The sequence below is a fragment of the Streptomyces sp. NPDC007808 genome (assembly GCF_042868655.1).
In the GTDB taxonomy this organism is placed as follows: Bacteria; Actinomycetota; Actinomycetes; order Streptomycetales; family Streptomycetaceae; genus Streptomyces.
In genome coordinates, this window is record NZ_JBIAEQ010000007.1 from 314,316 (window position 1) to 326,158 (window position 11,843).

Annotated in this window: 11 protein-coding genes; 7 read left to right on the forward strand and 4 right to left on the reverse strand. The window is 72.4% G+C overall.

What is annotated here, in order from left to right; translation table 11 throughout:
• Positions 1–41 precede the first annotated feature (41 nt).
• Both ACFYNL_RS26960 and ACFYNL_RS26965 read left to right on the forward strand, forming a co-directional pair.
• Positions 42–2,654, forward strand: a complete 2,613-nt coding sequence (locus ACFYNL_RS26960; protein ID WP_388807577.1) for a bifunctional FO biosynthesis protein CofGH — start codon at positions 42–44, stop codon at positions 2,652–2,654.
• 78 nt (positions 2,655–2,732) lie between these two features.
• Entirely contained in the window at positions 2,733–3,284 is a 552-nt protein-coding gene (locus tag ACFYNL_RS26965) for a hypothetical protein (RefSeq protein ID WP_388807579.1), read from the forward strand.
• 71 nt (positions 3,285–3,355) lie between these two features.
• On the opposite strand, the gene ACFYNL_RS26970 is transcribed toward ACFYNL_RS26965, so the two are convergent.
• Entirely contained in the window at positions 3,356–3,865 is a 510-nt protein-coding gene (locus ACFYNL_RS26970) for a DUF2165 domain-containing protein (RefSeq protein WP_388807580.1), read from the reverse strand.
• 107 nt (positions 3,866–3,972) lie between these two features.
• Here ACFYNL_RS26970 and ACFYNL_RS26975 point away from each other — a divergent pair, with 107 nt between their 5' ends.
• Positions 3,973–6,762, forward strand: coding sequence for an AAA family ATPase (locus ACFYNL_RS26975; RefSeq protein ID WP_388807969.1), 2,790 nt, complete (start codon positions 3,973–3,975; stop codon positions 6,760–6,762).
• Here ACFYNL_RS26975 and ACFYNL_RS26980 read toward each other — a convergent pair.
• The 3 genes from ACFYNL_RS26980 to ACFYNL_RS26990 are packed head-to-tail and all read right to left on the reverse strand — an operon-like array spanning position 6,698 to position 8,330.
• Entirely contained in the window at positions 6,698–7,333 is a 636-nt protein-coding gene (locus ACFYNL_RS26980) for a class I SAM-dependent methyltransferase (RefSeq protein ID WP_388807581.1), read from the reverse strand. The genes ACFYNL_RS26975 and ACFYNL_RS26980 overlap by 65 nt on opposite strands.
• The gene (locus ACFYNL_RS26985) at positions 7,330–7,521 is read right to left on the reverse strand and encodes a DUF397 domain-containing protein (protein WP_388807582.1); all 192 of its coding nucleotides are present in this window, start codon (positions 7,519–7,521) and stop codon (positions 7,330–7,332) included. The genes ACFYNL_RS26980 and ACFYNL_RS26985 overlap by 4 nt, the downstream gene beginning before the upstream one ends.
• On the reverse strand, positions 7,518–8,330 hold the full coding sequence (locus ACFYNL_RS26990; protein WP_388807584.1) for a helix-turn-helix domain-containing protein: 813 nt from the start codon (positions 8,328–8,330) through the stop codon (positions 7,518–7,520). Before ACFYNL_RS26990 ends, ACFYNL_RS26985 begins: the two co-directional genes overlap by 4 nt.
• A gap of 113 nt (positions 8,331–8,443) precedes the next feature.
• Here ACFYNL_RS26990 and ACFYNL_RS26995 point away from each other — a divergent pair, with 113 nt between their 5' ends.
• The 4 genes from ACFYNL_RS26995 to ACFYNL_RS27010 all read left to right on the forward strand — a co-directional run bounded on the left by ACFYNL_RS26995 (position 8,444) and on the right by ACFYNL_RS27010 (position 11,840).
• Entirely contained in the window at positions 8,444–8,878 is a 435-nt protein-coding gene (locus ACFYNL_RS26995) for an ATP-binding protein (RefSeq protein ID WP_388807586.1), read from the forward strand.
• Positions 8,879–9,105: 227 nt separating this feature from the next.
• Entirely contained in the window at positions 9,106–9,900 is a 795-nt protein-coding gene (locus ACFYNL_RS27000; protein WP_388807587.1) for a helix-turn-helix domain-containing protein, read from the forward strand.
• A gap of 99 nt (positions 9,901–9,999) precedes the next feature.
• Positions 10,000–10,347 carry a DUF6247 family protein gene (locus tag ACFYNL_RS27005; RefSeq protein ID WP_388807589.1) on the forward strand — a complete coding sequence of 116 codons (348 nt, stop codon included), beginning with the start codon at positions 10,000–10,002 and terminating at the stop codon, positions 10,345–10,347.
• A gap of 377 nt (positions 10,348–10,724) precedes the next feature.
• Positions 10,725–11,840 (forward strand): ADP-ribosylglycohydrolase family protein, encoded by a 1,116-nt coding sequence (locus ACFYNL_RS27010; protein ID WP_388807591.1) that lies wholly within the window; start codon positions 10,725–10,727, stop codon positions 11,838–11,840.
• Positions 11,841–11,843: the final 3 nt, after the last annotated feature.

The window sequence follows — 11,843 nt, forward strand, 5'->3', positions numbered from 1 at the left end:
GGGCCACCCGAGGCTGATCAGGGCGATCGTATGCTCGAAGGATGACGACCTCCGCGACCTCCGGAACCGGCCCCACCGACCGCCCCGGCGGCACCGGCCCGACCGAGAACTCCATGCGTCGCGCCCTCAAGCGCGCCCGGGACGGCGTCGCCCTCGACGTCTCCGAGGCGGCCGTGCTGCTGCAGGCCCGCGGCGAGGCCCTCGACGACCTCGTGACCTCCGCCGGCCGGGTGCGCGACGCGGGCCTGCGGGCGGCCGGCCGGCCCGGCGTCATCACCTACTCGAAGAGCGTCTTCATCCCGCTCACCCGGCTGTGCCGGGACAAGTGCCACTACTGCACGTTCGTCACCGTCCCCGGCAAGCTGCGCCGCACCGGACACGGGATGTTCATGTCGCCGGACGAGGTCCTCGACATCGCCCGCAAGGGCGCGGCCCTCGGCTGCAAGGAAGCCCTCATCACCCTCGGCGACAAGCCCGAGGACCGCTGGCCCGAGGCCCGGGAGTGGCTCGACGCGCACGGCTACGACGACACGATCGCCTACGTCCGCGCCGTCTCCATCCGCATCCTGGAGGAGACGGGACTGCTGCCCCACCTCAACCCGGGCGTCATGAGCTGGACCGACTTCCAGCGGCTCAAGCCCGTCGCCCCGTCCATGGGCATGATGCTGGAGACGACCGCGACCCGCTTGTGGTCCGAGCCCGGCGGCCCGCACCACGGCTCCCCGGACAAGGAACCCGCCGTCCGGCTGCGGGTGCTGGAGGACGCCGGCCGTTCCTCCGTCCCCTTCACCTCCGGGATCCTGATCGGGATCGGCGAGACGTACGAGGAACGCGCGGACTCCCTCTTCGCGCTGCGGAAGGTCTCCCGGGCGTACCACGGCATCCAGGAACTGATCATCCAGAACTTCCGCGCCAAGCCGGACACCGCGATGCGCGGCATGCCGGACGCGGAGCTGGACGAGCTGGTCGCCACGGTGGCCGTCGCCCGGCACATCATGGGCCCGAGCGCCTGCCTCCAGGCCCCGCCCAACCTGGTCGACAGCGAGTACGAACGGCTGATCGCGGCCGGCATCGACGACTGGGGCGGCGTCTCTCCGCTGACCATCGACCACGTCAACCCCGAGCGTCCCTGGCCGCAGATCGAGGAGCTGGCCGAGCGCTCGGCGGCGGCCGGCTTCGAGCTGCGTGAACGTCTCTGCGTCTACCCGGAGTTCGTGCGGCGCGGCGAGCCCTGGCTGGACCCGAGGCTGCGCCCGCACGTGGGAGGTCTCGCCGATCCGGAGACGGGCCTCGCCGTCCCGGACGCGGTGGTCGAGGGGCACCCGTGGCAGGAGCCCGAGGAGGCCTTCGTCGCCTCCGGTCGTACGGACCTGCACACCACCATCGACACCGAGGGCCGTACGTCCGACCGGCGCGACGACTTCGACGAGGTGTACGGCGACTGGGGCGCCCTGCGCGAGGCCGCGGCGCCCGGCATGGCGCCGGAGCGCATCGACACGGACGTGCGCCAGGCGCTGCGGGTCGCCGCCGACGACCCGACCCGGCTCACCGACGAGGAGGCGCTGGCGCTGCTGCACGCGGACGGCCCGGCGCTGGACGCGCTGTGCGCGGTGGCGGACGACGTGCGCAAGTCGGCGGTCGGCGACGACGTCACGTACATCGTCACCCGCAACATCAACTTCACCAACGTCTGCTACACCGGCTGCCGCTTCTGCGCCTTCGCCCAGCGCCGCACCGACGCCGACGCCTACACCCTGTCCCTGGACCAGGTCGCCGACCGGGCCCAGCAGGCCTGGGACGTGGGCGCGGTGGAGGTCTGCATGCAGGGCGGCATCCACCCGGACCTGCCGGGAACGGCGTACTTCGACATCGCGCGGGCGGTGAAGTCCCGGGTGCCCGGCATGCACGTCCACGCCTTCTCCCCGATGGAGGTCGTCAACGGCGCCACCCGCACCGGCATGTCGATCAGGGAGTGGCTGACGGCGGCGAAGGAGGCGGGCCTGGACTCGATTCCCGGGACCGCCGCCGAGATCCTCGACGACGAGGTCCGCTGGGTCCTCACCAAGGGCAAGTTGCCGACGGCGACCTGGATCGAGGTGGTCACGACCGCGCACGAACTCGGCATCCGGTCGAGCTCGACCATGATGTACGGCCACGTCGACCAGCCCCGCCACTGGCTCGGCCACCTGCGCACCCTGGCCGGCATCCAGCAACGCACGGGCGGCTTCACCGAGTTCGTGACGCTGCCGTTCATCCACACCAACGCGCCGGTGTACCTGGCGGGCATCGCGCGCCCCGGTCCGACGACCCGGGACAACCGGGCCGTGACGGCGATGGCGCGTCTCCTGCTGCACCCGCACATCCCCAACATCCAGACCAGCTGGGTCAAGCTCGGCGCGGAGGGCGCGGCCGAGATGCTCCGCTCCGGGGCCAACGACCTGGGCGGCACCCTGATGGAGGAGACGATCTCGCGGATGGCGGGCTCGTCGTACGGCTCCTACAAGTCGGTACGCGACCTGGTGGCGGTCGCCGAGGCGGCCGGCCGCCCCGCCCGGCCCCGCACGACCCTGTACGGCGAGGTGCCGAGCGAGCGGCAGCGCGCGGCGGCGGCCTCGGACGGGCACCTGCCGGAGCTGCTGCCGGTACTGGACTGAGGGAGGGCGCCTCGCGGGGGTCGGTACGATGATCCGACCCCCGGTGGAGGGGTCCCGTAGCTGAGGAGATGCGTGCCCGTGCCTGCTCCCAAGGTCTGGGTGACCGGTCTGACGGTGGGAGCGATAGCCGCCGTCGCCGTCCTGGCCGTGCAGGCCGACAAGGGGCCGCACCCCACGGCCGCGGCGGCCCGCCCGAGCGCGTCGGCGACCCCGGGCGCGAGCCCCGCCCCGTCGAAGTCCGCCGCCCCCGCCGCCGTCCCGGACGACTCGGGCAGCGGCCGCAGGATCGTCTACTCCCTCGGCGGCAAGCGCGTCTGGCTGGTCGACGCGAGCGACGCGGCCCGTCGGACCTTCGCCGTCTGGCCGGGCACGGTGAGCCCGGACCCCGGCACCTACCAGGTGTCCTCGCGCAACGAGGCGACCACGGGCTCGGACGGCGTGGAGATCGAGAACATCGTCTACTTCGCCGCGAAGTCCGGGATCTCCATCGCCTTCTCCAACGCCGTGGACGGCTCCTCGCCCCCGCCCGCCGAGGGCAGGCAGACCGGCGGGGTGCGGATGCGTACGGCCGACGGGGACGCGTTGTGGGCGTTCGGCGAGACGGGTACGCAGGTGGTCGTGGTCGAGTAGGAGCCCGCTTGCGGTTCTCGGCAGGGCCCCTGGAGTCGCTCCAGAAGGGGGCCCTGCGCCACTGACCCGGGTCAGGCGTCGGTCTGCCGCACCTGTCCGAACGGCAGGTGGTTGACGATCAGCACCAGGCCGCTGAACAGGAACACCCGCGTCGCCGCGTCCAGTCCGTTCCAGTCCCCGGACTGCCACATGGCGAACCACTCACCGCCGATCGCGATGAACCCGCCGCCGAACAGCAGCATCAGCATCAGCAGACCGTAGGTGGAGAAGCGCCGGGCGCGCGGGTCGTCGCGGCGGAACCACAGCCAGGTGCCGTATATGAGCACGAGGGCGGCGACCGTCTCCCAGGCGATGATCGCGACGTACGCCGCGTCCGCCAGGCCCTTGCTGGTGATGGCTCTCCACATCTGGTCCTCGTCCTTGAACGTGGTGTCCATCGCCAGCACATGCCGCACGAACTGCTGGTTGGTGCCGAAGTCGGTGATGTTCCCGAAGGCGACGAGGGCCGTGTAGAGGGCGACGCTCGCGGTGAGCAGGGTCGCGGCCAGATGCAGGGCGGTGCGTGGGGGTGTCGTAGGCATGATGGTCATCTTCCCCGGGGGACCGGCACCCCCCATAGGCATTGAGCCAGAATGGGCGCAACACAGACGAGCGGGAGGATCCACGCGTGGGGCAGGCGCGGCCGTCGATGCAGGAGCTGATCGGCCGGCGCAGTCGTGCCGGTTTCGTGGGCCGGGGCGCCGAACGTGCCGCGTTCCGGGCCAACTTGGACATCCCGCCGGAGGACGAGCGGCACCGTTTCCTGTTCCACGTGCACGGCAACGCCGGTGTCGGAAAATCCTTCCTGCTCCGTGAGCTGGAGCAGATCGCCCGGGAACGCGGGGCGTTGACGGCGTACGTGGACGAGGGTGCGGGAAGCGTGCCGGAGGTGCTGGAGGCGGTCAGCCGGCAGTTCGCCGCGCAGGGCAGGCGGCTGAAGGACCTGGACCGGCTGCTGACGGCACACCGGGAGCGCCTGCACGAAGCGGAACTGGCCGCGTTGACGGCGCAGTCGGAGCAGCCGGGGCAGCAGCCCGGACCCTCGGCGGGCAGCATGGCCGTGGCCCGGGCCGGGCTGGTGGGGCTGGGCATGGTCCCGGGCATCGGCGCCTTCGCGGGCGCCCTCGATCCGACCCAACTCGCCGAGGGTGCCGAGCGGTTGCGGTCCGGGCTCGGCGCCCGCTTCCGCACCCACGAGGACGCGCGGCTCGTGCTCGCCCCCGAGGGCGTGCTCACCCCGGTGCTGCTGGAGGAACTCTCCCAGGCCGCGTCCGCCGCGCCCTGGATCGTGCTGTTCTTCGACACCTACGAGCGCACCGGCCGGTTCCTCGACCGGTGGCTGCACACCGTGATGACCTCCGAGCGGTACGGCCCGCTGCCCGCCACCGTCGTCGTGGTGACGGCCGGACAGCTCCCCTTCGACGCGGCCCGCTGGGGCGCCTTCGGCGACTTCATGACCGACCTGCCCCTGCTGCCGTTCACGGAGTCGGAGACACGGGACCTGCTCGCCGGAAAGGGAGTGGTGGCCGAACCGGTCGTCTGGGAGGTGCTGCGCCTCACCGGTGGTCTGCCGGTGCTCGTGTCGACCCTCGCCGAGAGCCGGCCCGCCGATCCGGCCGACGTAGGCGACCCCAGCGCCACGGCCGTCGAGTGGTTCCTCAAGCGGGAGGCGGATCCGGTACGACGGTCGGTCGCCCTGGCCTGCGCGCTGCCACGGCGTCTGGACGCCGACGTGTTCCGGGCGGTCGTGGGCCTCGCCGACGCCGAACTGGACGGGCTGTACGCCTGGTTGCGGGGACTGCCGTTCGTCAGCGAGCGGGGCGGCCTGGTCCGGTACCACGACGTCGTACGGGCGCCGATGCTGCGGTTGCAGCGGCGGCAGGCGCCCCGGACCTGGGCGGCCCGTCAGCAGGCGCTCGCCTCGGTGTTCCGGGAGTGGCGCTCGGAGGCGGAAGCCGGACGGAGCGTCGAGGAGCGGTGGGCGGACGAGACGTGGCGGGAGCTTCGGCTGGCGGAGCTGTACCACCTGCTGTGCGCGGGGCAGCGGTCGGCGCTGACGAGCGTGCTCGGGGACGTCGTCGACGCCTGCGAGCAGGGCGAGTCCGCCGCCGAGCGGTGGGCGCGGGTCCTGGTGGAGGCCGGGGCGGACGCCGAGACCTGGGCGGTGACCCGGTGGGGACAGCGGCTGGCGGCGGCGCTCGACGCCGGCGGGCCGCCCGCGGCACTCGATCTGGTGCTGCGGGCCACGGGGTTCGAGCCGGCGTCGGCGTCCGCGGAGCCGGCGGCGTACGGCGCGCCGGTGGCCGCCGGGCCGGGGGTGCCGGCCGCCTGGCCGGTGGCGGGCGCCACGGCGTCCGGCACGGAGTGGGGCACGGCCGCCGCCGCGGCTTCCCCGGGGCCGTCCGTACCGGCCGGTACCGGGGGTGTGCTGTACAGGGAGCGTCCCCGTCGGCCCGGTGCGGCGGCCACCAGGCCGGGTTCGCCCGGTGACGGGCCGCCCGATGAGGCCCGGCAGGGAGGTGCCCCGGGCGGGCCCACTGCGACGCCGCAGCCCGATCCGCAGGACGAGGACGTGGAGCCGTCGCACCTGGTGCCGCAGGACCAGCACACCCAGGAGGCGGCGCACTCGGTGGCCCTGGCCGACCATCCCTGGGCGAACGAGATGTCCGACGCCGACTGGCGGGTCCACCTCGCCCCGGCCGCCGCGGCCCGCGCCTACCGCGCCAGTGCCATGGCCCACGACCTCGCCGGCGACGTGCGCGCGGCCGTCGCCCGCCTCGACCGTGCCCTCGAACTGGCCCCCGACGACCCCCGCAGCCTCGCCCTGCGCGGTGAGTACCACCGTGCCCTGGACCACCACGACGAGGCGATCCGCGACCTGGACCGGGCGCTCGCCCTGAACCCCGCCGACGCCTTCGCGCTGGCCTCCCGCGGCGCCACCCGCCTCAGCCGCCGGGAGTACGCCGAGGCGCTCACGGATCTCGACCGGGCCGTGGAACTCAAGCCGGACTACCCCTGGGCGCTGGTACGCCGGGCCCGGGTGCACCGCGCCCTCGGAGACCCCGCGCGGCAGCTCGCCGACCTCGACCTGGCGGTGGCCGTGGACCCCGACTGGGCCTGGGTCCGCTGCGAACGCGGTGACGCCCTGCGCGTCGCCGGCCGCGACGAGGAGGCCCTCGCCGACTACGACCACGCGCTCGCCCTGGAACCCGGGTACGGCTCGGCCCGCGCCAGCCGGGGCGCCTCGCTGGCCAACCTCGGCCGCTACGAGGAGGCCCTCGCCGAGCTGGACCGGGTGCTGGAGCGCAGGCCGTCGTACACCTGGGCCGCTGATCAGCGGGCGGCCGTGCTGAGCAGACTGCGGGAGGGCTCCGCTACTCCCGCACGCACCGCAGGAACAGATGGGGCTCGGGCCCCGCACCGGGGTGATCAGGAGTGAACAGCACGTCCCGCGCGGACAGCACCGTCAGCCCCGCCCGGGCGACCATGCCGGTGAAGTCGTCGGCCGCGAAGCTCGTCGCCCGTACCGCCTGCACCATGAACACGACCTCGACGTCCTCCGCGTCCACGGGCACGGTCGCGAGCACCATGCTGCCGCCCGGCCGCAGCACCCGCGCCAGCCGCCGCACGAGGGCCTCCTGCGCGGGGCGGGACATCTGCAGCAGGGAGAAGTACACGCAGACCGCGTCGAACGAGCCGTCATCGAGCGGGACTTCGGCGATGTCGGCGTGCCGGAAAGCGGCGTCCGGCACCTGCCGGGTGGCCAGGTCCACCATGACCGGGGACGCGTCGATCCCCAGCACGTCATGGCCCGCCGCGGCGAGCGTCTCGGCCGTGGGCCGCCCCGTCCCGCTGCCGACGTCCAGCACCCGGCTGCCGGGCGCGAGCCGTCCGGTGAGCCACGCCAACGACGCCCGGTGCTCCTCGGAGTGCGCGAACGCCTTCTCGTAGTCGAGGCCCAGCGCGTCGAAGACGGCGGCGGCCTGCCGTGCCTGCTCGCCGCCGCTCACGAGCGCGTGGGCATCTGCTTGACGAACTCGGCCCAGACGCTGTCGGCGAAGGCGAGGTGGGCGCCGCCGCGGTTCTTGGAGTCGCGGATGTGGATGGTGGTGTCGGTGGGGGATATGGCGACCTCGACGCACTCGGGGCCGTCGTTGCTGCTGTAGCTGCTCTTGAACCACTCCAGGTCGGGCTTCATGTCTCTTCTCCCAGGACTTTCTCGATGAAGGCCAGCGACTCCCGGGGGGTGAGAGCCTGCGCCCGGATGATCCCATAGCGCATTTCCAGGATTTGGACTTCCCGGGGATCGCTGATGACGCGGCTGTGCAGTTGGGCCTCTGAGTGCCCCAGTGTCTTTCCTGTCCGGAGCTTCAGCAGTTGAAGAGGTCCGCCCATGCCCGCGTGGTCTTCCCGGTCCGTCGGCATGACCTGGATCTCGACATGTCTCAACACACTGATCTCCAACAGGTGTTCGAGTTGTCGTCGCAGCACCATTCTGCCGCCGATGGGTCGCCGCAGTGTCGCCTCTTCCTGGACGAAGCTGAGCAGGGGCGCGGGGACATGCTCGAAGATGCGCTGGCGTGCCATCCGTGCGGCGACATGACGGTCGATCTCCTCATCCGTGTACGAGGGCCGCCGCATGGCGTACAGCACGCGCGCGTATTCCTCGGTCTGAAGGAGGCCGTGCATGTTGTGGTTGGCGTAGGCCCCCAACTCGACCGCCTCGTCCTCCAACTTCGCCAGATCCCGCACCTTCTTCGGATACCGGGCCCTCTCCACGTCCTCCTTCATCGCGGAGAGCTTCCCGCCCGCCCCGAGCACCTCGTCGGCCTTCTCCAGGAAGTCGGGCTTCGGAATGCGCCGCCCTCGCTCCACGGACGAGACCATCTCCTCGCCGTACCCGATGGCGGCACCGAGCTCGCCCTGCTTCTTCCCGGCGGCTTCCCGCCACATCTTGATCTGCCGTCCGACCGTCCTGAGTACGGCCTCGGCCTCCTCGTCCTCCACCGGCGTCCCTCCCGACGTACGAGCCGTACGACCCGTCCCCGCACCCGGACAGTCACGTTCCGTACCCGGGTCGTTGCTGTTCAGCGTAGGAACGGCTGGCCACGCTAAGTGACATGAGTCCGAAATCAGTCGCCCAAGTCACCTCCGCCCCGCACCACTTCGCGGTTCAGCTGTCCGCGACTCGAAGAGGTGCTCGACTGGCCCGGCTGCTCGCGGAACGCCAACTGGACGACTGGAACAGCCGCTTCGAGGGCGCCGTACCCGTCGTCGCCGAGCTGGCGTCCAACGCCGTACTGCACGGGCGCGTCCCCGGCCGGGACTTCCGGCTCAGGCTGCTGCTCCACACCGAAGGCACCCTGCGCATCGAGGTCACCGATGCCCGAGGTGACCGGATCCCGCAGGTCAAGGACGCGGTGGGCGACCACGTGGAGTCGGGCCGGGGCCTGCTGATCGTGGCCGCGTACGCCGACCGCTGGGGCGTGGCCGAGTCGCCCGCCAACTGCAAGACCGTGTGGGCCGAACTGACCCCGGATCGCGGGAAGTCGTGACCCGGTCGTTCCCGACGCCAAGAACCAAAGAACCGGGAAAAGAACCAACCCACCCCCACCGCCCCCGTCGATCACCCGCGGGAGTGAACATCGTCAACTCGACTGGCGCGGAAGGGAGTCGATGGTGCAGCGTCACCCTCAGAGACAACCGCACACATGAAACGGCCCCCGCCGGGACTGGCATCCCAGTGCGAGGGCCTGACACCGAGGAAGAACGGACCTTCCCGATGACTGAACAGCACCCTAGCGCGCCCGCGCCCGCCAAGTCCGGCCATTCCGCCGGAGGCGTCGAGCACGTCACCGAACCCCACCACGATCAGTTCGTCGTGGTCGGAAACCACCTCGCCCAGCACCCGGAGCTGTCCCTGACGGCGATCGGCCTGGCGGTCCACATCCAGTCGCTCCCGGCGCGGACCCCGATCGGGATCAAGACCCTCGCAGCGAAGTTCCCCGAAGGGGAGATCCGGATCGCCGCGGCCCTGCGGGAGCTGGAGGCGCACGGATACCTGGCTCGCACCAAGGAGCGTCTTCAATCGGGCCGAGTCGTGACCCGGACGATCTCGTACAACAGGCCGGGCCGCAGCACGGCGGTCCGGGCAGCCGCGCAGCCCGCCTCCCGCCCGGCGCCGCCGCCCCGCCCGGAGGCGACGGGCACGCCCCGTGCCGCCGCCACCGACGTGCTCGCCGGCCTGCGCGCCTACGATTCCCGTCTGCTGCTGTCCGAGCGTGACGTACACCGCCTGGCCCCGGCCGTCTCCGACTGGCTGGAGCGGGGCGTACCGCCCACGGCCGTACAGCGCACGCTCACGAACGGCCTGCCCCAGGACCCCATCCTGAATCCGGCGGCATTCCTGGCCCACCGCCTGGCAGCGCTGCTCCCGCCACCCCTCACCGCCCCGGCACCCGGTCCGGCCCCGGCCCGGCCGGCCCCGCTGCAGACCTGCGAAGGCTGCGACCGAGCGTTCCGCTCCCCACAGCCGGGCCGCTGCCGGGACTGTCGCCGGGTCGGTGCGGCAGCGTAGAGACCTTGAGGTGAGTCTCGTGACCAGCGCCGCCCGAGCCCCGCTGCACCGTCTCTGCCGGTACCGTACAAGGACCGAGCCACCCGCCCGGAGGCCACTGTGAGCGCCCAGACCGACGGCCCGTACGGACCGCTGATCCCCATGCCCGAGCTGACCCCGGACGCGCTGCGGGCCGCCGTTGCGCGCATTGCGCCAAGCCGGATCCCGGCCCTCACACAGCACCTTTTCGAGGCCACGACGAACGCCCAGCAGACGCAGAGCCTCGCCCCCCTGCGAGCCTTCGTGCACTCATGGGCCGTCTTCGTGGCGATCGAACGGCATCCACAACGCGCCGCGCGGCTGCATGAGCTGGAGCACGTCGTCGACGCGGGGGAGCGGGACCCGGCCGAGGCCATCGCCGAGATCCGCGCGATCCGGGAGGCTGCTGAGGCAGAGGCGGGCCTGTGACGGAGTGGGCATGGGACTACAACCCGAGCGCCGAGTACATCACCGGAGGTCTGCCGCCGGGCGTGGTGGCGGAGGTGGAACGGCTCGCCACCGAACTTGCTGCACGGCCATGACGCTGTGAGGGTCGGCAGGCCGCTGGACAAGGAGGGCGGCCTGCGTGAGTTCGACATCCTCGGCGGACGGGGCTTCATCAGCTTTCTGGCCGTGCCACGCCATGCCTGCGTATATATCTGCAATGTCACCTGGTACGGGTGACAACCGACCACTCCCGCCCACTTCGGTCACACCTCGCATACCATTCCGCCCCCTGAACCGATCGTCCCCGGTCGATTACAGTGACGAACTGTCGTACGGACGGTCGGGTGGGGGAGGTCTTGGTGGGTGCGACAGCCGGCGCCGTCTGGGGCCGTACCGAACAGCAGGACTTCCGAAGCCGGGTGCGCGGCACACTGCTCGGGGCAGCCGTCGGGGACGCCCTGGGTGCGCCGGTCGACGCGCTCGGGCTGGACGAGATCAAGGAGCAGTACGGTCCCGAGGGGCTTCTCGACCTCGGGTTCGGATACGGGCGGCGCGGTGCCGTCAGCCATCTCACCCAGCTGACCCTGTTCTCCGTCGACGGGCTGATAAGAGCCCAGGTCAGACGGGACACCGGCGCCTGGCATCCGCCCACCGACCTGCACCGGGCGTATCTGCGCTGGGCCGCCACGCAGCGGGACTGGGGACCCGACGAGCGCCGCAAGGAGGACGGCTGGCTGGCCCGCGAGGAGTGGCTGTACGCCCGCCGGGAGCCGACGCGGGGCCTGTTGCTGGCCCTCGGTGACGACGTCATGGGCACCCTGGAGGCGCCGAAGAACGCCGCCGAGCTCGGCCCCGAGGCCGCCGCCCGTTCCGCGCCCTTCGGGCTGCTCGTCGGCTGGGAGCCGCAGCTCGTCGTGCAGCTCGCCGTGGAGTGCGCCACGCAGACCCACGGTCACCCCGTCGCCTACCTGTCGGCGGGCGCGTACGCGGTGATCGTGCACGGACTCGCCTGCGGGGAGAGCCTGGACGGGGCCGTGCAGCGGGCGCGGGCCCTGCTCGCCCTGCGGCCGGGGCACGAGCCCGTGTCGGACGCGTTGCAGCACGCGCTGGGCGCCGTACGGCAGGGCATGCCCACCCCGGCGCGGGTGGAGGAGCTGGCGGCCGACGGTTCGGCGGACGGGCTGCTCGCGGCGGCCGTGTACTGCGCCCTGGTGGGCGAGGACGTCCGGCACGGGCTGTGCCTCGCCGTGAACCACGACGGGCCCTCCGCCGCCGCGGGCGCCCTCACCGGCGGCCTGCTGGGCGCCCTGCACGGCGAGACGGCCCTGCCCCCGGCCTGGCTGGCCGAGCTGGAGGGCCGCCCCACGATCCTCGAACTCGCCGACGACTTCGCCATGGAGATGACCCAGGGCCCGGCACTGCACGGGCCCGCGGGGTCGTCACCGGGGTGGCTGGCCAAGTACCCACGGGCCTGAAGC